Below are 5,826 nucleotides of genomic sequence, written 5' to 3'. Positions count from 1 at the left end.
AAACAAATTCCCACATGTCTAATCTATTTAATAAAACTTTAAGCTTTTATTGATATAATTTCATTTCCTTTTTTAACGAAAGGGTTTTAAAAAGCTAAGACTTTTTGTCTTAATTTTTTAATATTTGTTCTTTAAATTATTAATATTGTTAATCAAATCTTATAGTCAATCTTTGAAATCTAAATAAGTGATCGATTGAGCCAGAAAGATTTATTTTTAAATCTTAACAATCAACTTTTTCTTTGAAGAAAAAGATTAAACTTATCCAATTATTTTTATGGAGAGTTTGATCCTGGCTCAGAGTGAACGCTGGCGGCGTGCCTAATACATGCAAGTCGAACGATGAAGCTTTTAGCTTGCTAGAAGTGGATTAGTGGCGCACGGGTGAGTAAGGTATAGTTAATCTGCCCTACACAAGAGGACAACAGTTGGAAACGACTGCTAATACTCTATACTCCTGCTTAGCACAAGTTGAGTAGGGAAAGTTTTTTCGGTGTAGGATGAGACTATATAGTATCAGCTAGTTGGTGAGGTAATGGCTCACCAAGGCTATGACGCTTAACTGGTCTGAGAGGATGATCAGTCACACTGGAACTGAGACACGGTCCAGACTCCTACGGGAGGCAGCAGTAGGGAATATTGCGCAATGGGGGAAACCCTGACGCAGCAACGCCGCGTGGAGGATGACACTTTTCGGAGCGTAAACTCCTTTTCTTAGGGAAGAATTCTGACGGTACCTAAGGAATAAGCACCGGCTAACTCCGTGCCAGCAGCCGCGGTAATACGGAGGGTGCAAGCGTTACTCGGAATCACTGGGCGTAAAGGGCGCGTAGGCGGATTATCAAGTCTCTTGTGAAATCCAACGGCTTAACCGTTGAACTGCTTGGGAAACTGGTAGTCTAGAGTGAGGGAGAGGCAGATGGAATTGGTGGTGTAGGGGTAAAATCCGTAGATATCACCAAGAATACCCATTGCGAAGGCGATCTGCTGGAACTTAACTGACGCTAAGGCGCGAAAGCGTGGGGAGCAAACAGGATTAGATACCCTGGTAGTCCACGCCCTAAACGATGTACACTAGTTGTTGGGGTGCTAGTCATCTCAGTAATGCAGCTAACGCATTAAGTGTACCGCCTGGGGAGTACGGTCGCAAGATTAAAACTCAAAGGAATAGACGGGGACCCGCACAAGCGGTGGAGCATGTGGTTTAATTCGAAGATACGCGAAGAACCTTACCTGGGCTTGATATCCTAAGAACCTTTTAGAGATAAGAGGGTGCTAGCTTGCTAGAACTTAGAGACAGGTGCTGCACGGCTGTCGTCAGCTCGTGTCGTGAGATGTTGGGTTAAGTCCCGCAACGAGCGCAACCCACGTATTTAGTTGCTAACAGTTAGGCTGAGCACTCTAAATAGACTGCCTTCGTAAGGAGGAGGAAGGTGTGGACGACGTCAAGTCATCATGGCCCTTATGCCCAGGGCGACACACGTGCTACAATGGCATATACAATGAGACGCAATACCGCGAGGTGGAGCAAATCTATAAAATATGTCCCAGTTCGGATTGTTCTCTGCAACTCGAGAGCATGAAGCCGGAATCGCTAGTAATCGTAGATCAGCCATGCTACGGTGAATACGTTCCCGGGTCTTGTACTCACCGCCCGTCACACCATGGGAGTTGATTTCACTCGAAGCCGGAATACTAAACTAGTTACCGTCCACAGTGGAATCAGCGACTGGGGTGAAGTCGTAACAAGGTAACCGTAGGAGAACCTGCGGTTGGATCACCTCCTTTCTAGAGTACAAACTGATAAGTCTCACAACTATCAGTTCATATATAGACTCAATCATCCTTGTTTAGATTTCAAAGATTGATGAAAAGCTAATTTTGGGGAATTAGCTCAGCTGGGAGAGCGCCTGCTTTGCACGCAGGAGGTCAGCGGTTCGATCCCGCTATTCTCCACCATTTATTAAGGGCCTATAGCTCAGCTGGTTAGAGTGCACCCCTGATAAGGGTGAGGTCACAAGTTCAAGTCTTGTTAGGCCCACCATAAAAAAGATTTGTTTATCAATCATATATAAAGTTTTAAAACTTAAAGCAAGTATATAGCTAATAATAAGCAATAAGTAAAGTAAAATAATTTATTGTTTATGTTTTTAAATTATTTAAACTCTTTATATATACTTCCTTTAGGTTTTAAGACCTAAGCTAAATAAATAATAGAATATTTATATATTAGATTAGTTATTTAATGTTATTTGAATTATCATTGTTAAGAGTCACAAGCAAGTTTTAATAAAAACAATTTTACAGGACTTGTTGAAGGATAAAACCTAACTATCTTTTCTTTAGCTTTTAGTTAAAGACAAGTTTTAAACTCACAGCTTAGTGAGACTAATTTATTTAGTTTTATTAAGTGTTTAAATGCTTTCCGTCTTAAGATAGTAAAGTCTTATCATAAAAACTTTAACAAGGAAGTGATGCGTTTTAGAATGAATTTAAAAGGTAAGCTATTAAGAGCGAATGGTGGATGCCTTGGCTGGTAAAGGCGATGAAGGACGTACTAGACTGCGATAAGCTACGGGGAGCTGTCAAGAAGCTTTGATCCGTAGATTTCCGAATGGGGCAACCCAGTATATAGAGATATATACTACCATAATGGAGCGAACGTAGGGAATTGAAACATCTTAGTACCTATAGGAAAAGAAATCAATAGAGATTGCGTCAGTAGCGGCGAGCGAAAGCGCAAGAGGGCAAACCCAGTGCTTGCACTGGGGGTTGTAGGACTGCAATGTGCAATAGGTGAGGTTAGTAGAACACTCTGGAAAGTGTAGCCATAGAGGGTGATAGTCCCGTATACGAAAACCAAACCTTAGCTAGCAGTATCCTGAGTAGGGCGGGACACGAGGAATCCTGTCTGAAGCTGGGTCGACCACGATCCAACCCTAAATACTACTACCAGACCGATAGTGCACAAGTACCGTGAGGGAAAGGTGAAAAGAACTGAGGTGATCAGAGTGAAATAGAACCTGAAACCATTTGCTTACAATCATTCAGAGCACTATGTAGCAATACAGTGTGATGGACTGCCTTTTGCATAATGAGCCTGCGAGTTGTGGTGTCTGGCAAGGTTAAGCACACGCGAAGCCGTAGCGAAAGCGAGTCTGAATAGGGCGCTTAAGTCAGATGCTGCAGACCCGAAACGAAGTGATCTATCCATGAGCAAGTTGAAGCTAGTGTAAGAACTAGTGGAGGACTGAACCGATAGGCGTTGAAAAGCCCCCGGATGACTTGTGGATAGGGGTGAAAGGCCAATCAAACTTCGTGATAGCTGGTTCTCTCCGAAATATATTTAGGTATAGCGTTGTGTCGTAGTATAAGGGGGTAGAGCACTGAATGGGCTAGGGCATACACCAATGTACCAAACCCTATCAAACTCCGAATACCTTATATGTAATCACAGCAGTCAGGCGGCGAGTGATAAAATCCGTCGTCAAGAGGGAAACAACCCAGACTACCAGCTAAGGTCCCTAAATCTTACTTAAGTGGAAAACGATGTGAAGTTACTTAAACAACCAGGAGGTTGGCTTAGAAGCAGCCATCCTTTAAAGAAAGCGTAATAGCTCACTGGTCTAGTGATTTTGCGCGGAAAATATAACGGGGCTAAAGTAAGTACCGAAGCTGTAGACTTGATTTTATCAAGTGGTAGGAGAGCGTTCTATTTGCGCCGAAGGTATACCGGTAAGGAGTGCTGGAGCGAATAGAAGTGAGCATGCAGGCATGAGTAGCGATAATTAATGTGAGAATCATTAACGCCGTAAACCCAAGGTTTCCTACGCGATGCTCGTCATCGTAGGGTTAGTCGGGTCCTAAGTCGAGTCCGAAAGGGGTAGACGATGGCAAATTGGTTAATATTCCAATACCAACATTAGTGTGCGATGGAAGGACGCTTAGGGCTAAGCAAGCTAGCGGATGGAAGTGCTAGTCTAAGGTCGTAGGAGGTTATATAGGCAAATCCGTATAACAATACTCCGAGAACTGAAAGGCTCTTCAAAGTCTTCGGACAGCGAGGAGAATTGCTGATGCCGTCGAGCCAAGAAAAGTTTCTAAGTTTAGCTAATGTTGCCCGTACCGTAAACCGACACAGGTGGGTGGGATGAGTATTCTAAGGCGCGTGGAAGAACTCTCTTTAAGGAACTCTGCAAAATAGCACCGTATCTTCGGTATAAGGTGTGGTTCACTTCGTATTAGGATTTACTCCGAAAGCGAAGAAACTTACAACAAAGAGTCCCTCCCGACTGTTTACCAAAAACACAGCACTCTGCTAACTCGTAAGAGGATGTATAGGGTGTGACGCCTGCCCGGTGCTCGAAGGTTAATTGATGGGGTTAGCATTAGCGAAGCTCTTGATCGAAGCCCGAGTAAACGGCGGCCGTAACTATAACGGTCCTAAGGTAGCGAAATTCCTTGTCGGTTAAATACCGACCTGCATGAATGGCGTAACGAGATGGGAGCTGTCTCAAAGAGGGATCCAGTGAAATTGTAGTGGAGGTGAAAATTCCTCCTACCCGCGGCAAGACGGAAAGACCCCGTGGACCTTTACTACAGCTTGACACTGCTATTTGGATAAGAATGTGCAGGATAGGTGGGAGGCTTTGAGTATATGACGCCAGTTGTATATGAGCCGTTGTTGAGATACCACTCTTTCTTATTTGGGTAGCTAACCAGCTTGAGTTATCCTCAAGTGGGACAATGTCTGGTGGGTAGTTTGACTGGGGCGGTCGCCTCCCAAATAATAACGGAGGCTTACAAAGGTTGGCTCAGAACGGTTGGAAATCGTTCGTAGAGTATAAAGGTATAAGCCAGCTTAACTGCAAGACATACAAGTCAAGCAGAGACGAAAGTCGGTCTTAGTGATCCGGTGGTTCTGTGTGGAAGGGCCATCGCTCAAAGGATAAAAGGTACCCCGGGGATAACAGGCTGATCTCCCCCAAGAGCTCACATCGACGGGGAGGTTTGGCACCTCGATGTCGGCTCATCGCATCCTGGGGCTGGAGCAGGTCCCAAGGGTATGGCTGTTCGCCATTTAAAGCGGTACGCGAGCTGGGTTCAGAACGTCGTGAGACAGTTCGGTCCCTATCTGCCGTGGGCGTAAGAAGATTGAAGAGATTTGACCCTAGTACGAGAGGACCGGGTTGAACAAACCACTGGTGTAGCTGTTGTTCTGCCAAGAGCATCGCAGCGTAGCTAAGTTTGGAACGGATAAACGCTGAAAGCATCTAAGCGTGAAGCCAACTCTAAGATGAATCTTCTCTAAGCTCTCTAGAAGACTACTAGTTTGATAGGCTGGGTGTGTAATGGATGAAAGTCCTTTAGCTGACCAGTACTAATAGAGCGTTTGGCTTATCTTATTTAAGCATCACTTCCTTGTTAAGGTTTTTAATAAAGCTTTGAATGTTTTTATATGAAAATTACATTTTAGCTTATAAAATCTTACAAGTAAAGTTTATATTAGAACTTGCTCTTAACATTGTTTTTTAAGTATTCTAAAACAATAAGGTGATTTAGTTTAATAAAACATCTAAATATAAGAATAAGATTAAAAACTAAAATAAAAATGATTTTTATATCTAAATCTTATTGATTGTTTTTATTATGCTATATTAATATAGAATATTTAAATAACAATGTCCGTGATTATACAGATGTGGAGACGCCTTGCTCCATCCCGAACCAAGAAGCTAAGCACATCGTGGGTGATGATACTACGCCTTACTGGCAGGGGGAAAGTAGCTCATTGCGGACTTGTTAATTCTCTTATTATTCTTACTT

At 43.2% G+C, this 5,826-nt stretch carries 2 tRNA genes and 3 rRNA genes; all 5 read left to right on the top strand.

Annotated elements, in window-relative coordinates:
* Positions 1 to 274 precede the first annotated feature (274 nt).
* The 5 genes from ACOTVC_RS08380 to rrf all read left to right on the top strand — a co-directional run bounded on the left by ACOTVC_RS08380 (position 275) and on the right by rrf (position 5,800).
* Positions 275 to 1,788 (top strand): 16S ribosomal RNA (locus ACOTVC_RS08380).
* Between the two features lie 95 nt (positions 1,789 to 1,883).
* A tRNA-Ala gene (locus ACOTVC_RS08375) sits at positions 1,884 to 1,959 on the top strand.
* An 8-nt stretch (positions 1,960 to 1,967) separates the two neighbouring features.
* A tRNA-Ile gene (locus tag ACOTVC_RS08370) sits at positions 1,968 to 2,044 on the top strand.
* 453 nt (positions 2,045 to 2,497) lie between these two features.
* Positions 2,498 to 5,405: ribosomal RNA gene (locus ACOTVC_RS08365) — 23S ribosomal RNA — on the top strand.
* Positions 5,406 to 5,683: 278 nt separating this feature from the next.
* Positions 5,684 to 5,800: ribosomal RNA gene (rrf, locus tag ACOTVC_RS08360) — 5S ribosomal RNA — on the top strand.
* Together the 16S, 23S and 5S rRNA genes with 2 tRNA genes alongside form the textbook arrangement of a ribosomal RNA operon.
* The last annotated feature ends 26 nt before the right edge of the window (positions 5,801 to 5,826 follow it).

This window comes from Campylobacter sp. GB48, from assembly GCF_049221845.1.
GTDB classification, from domain to species: domain Bacteria; phylum Campylobacterota; class Campylobacteria; order Campylobacterales; family Campylobacteraceae; genus Campylobacter_D; species Campylobacter_D lari_C.
The sequence above is the reverse complement of the archived record's forward strand: the minus strand, read 5'-3'. Positions and strand labels throughout refer to the sequence as shown.